The 1,152-nt window shown below is 58.6% G+C and carries 2 pseudogenes; both read left to right on the forward strand.

The features are described 5' to 3' along the window. Positions 1-290: 290 nt before the first annotated feature. Positions 291-506 (forward strand): annotated as a pseudogene (locus QYH69_RS35835) (hypothetical protein); the annotation flags it as partial. Between the two features lie 153 nt (positions 507-659). After that, a pseudogene (locus QYH69_RS35840) lies at positions 660-1,076 on the forward strand (hypothetical protein); the annotation flags it as partial. Positions 1,077-1,152 lie beyond the last annotated feature (76 nt).

The following is a 1,152-nucleotide window of genomic DNA, read 5'->3' on the forward strand; positions in this document are numbered from 1 at the left end:
TCGAACGCCTGCGGGCTCGTGACCTCATGCAGCAGATGACGGTCGATATAAAGAAGCGTCGTGCCGTCGTCTTCGGTGTGGACCACATGCGTGTTCCACAATTTGTCGTACAGAGTCTGTGCCATGGTATGCGGGGATGGTTATAACTACAGGAGCAATGCGGTCGATCAATCTCCGATTGCAAGAACAGATGACTGCGGGCACGGTCAAGGCTGTGGAAGGATAGCGTCGACTAAAGGCACTCGATATGCCAAAAAAAAGGGTTATCAGGACATTCGAATGGCAGGGGCGCGTGGGGATGCCGGATCGGCTATTACTTCGGCACGTCGGCGGGTTCGGTAAGAAAGACGGAGCTGCTCGCCATGCCGAGTGTGCCAATCACCGCAGATAGCGCTGTAACGCTGCGCGAACCGGCACCGCCGACGGCAACGATGCTGCGGCCGCATGCCGCGACAAACGCGCCGCACGTCGAGATGTGCCCGGCATTTGCACCGGGCGGGCAAGGCCGATTTTCGGCGAATCGTAATATGAGGCCGGGACGACTGTGCGGGCGGCTGGTGCACCGCCCGCACACGCCTTCTCCGAAAAGACTCGACAGCACCTGAAGCGGCGGAATGCGGGACAATGGCTGCTTATACGCCGCCAAGTCCAGAGAAAACATGAGACGACTTTTCCTCGCTGCCCTGACCGCCACCTGCTTCGCGACCTGCGTTCATGCACAAAGCAACGCGCCCGGCCCGCTCGCCACGCCCTCCGGCGAGCTGCAATTCGCGCGGGTCGACCGCGATTTCGTGGGAATGCTGGACAACCAGGTTTTCGATCGCTTCGCCGCGAACACGCTCACGCATTTCGACGACATCGGCAATGCAACTCAAACCGTGACACGCACACTCGTGCAGACAGATTCCGGCCCTGTGCTGTATGACTTTCGCCACCATCCAACCCTTGTGCAACGCTCGCACAGGCGCATGTCGGTCAAGCGCGTGTTCTGGCAAGACGACGAAGTCGTTTTGCAGGGCTCGCAGGGCTGGTTCAAGTTCAAAAGCGGCACGCTAACTAAGCTGCAATCGTCAAAGAAAGTCGGAGGCCAAGCGGTCTTAGGAAGACAAAACATTCTACCAACTCCTTGGCTCACAGAACGACATGGCTACG

The sequence above is a fragment of the Paraburkholderia sp. SARCC-3016 genome (assembly GCF_031119615.1).
GTDB lineage: Bacteria > Pseudomonadota > Gammaproteobacteria > Burkholderiales > Burkholderiaceae > Paraburkholderia.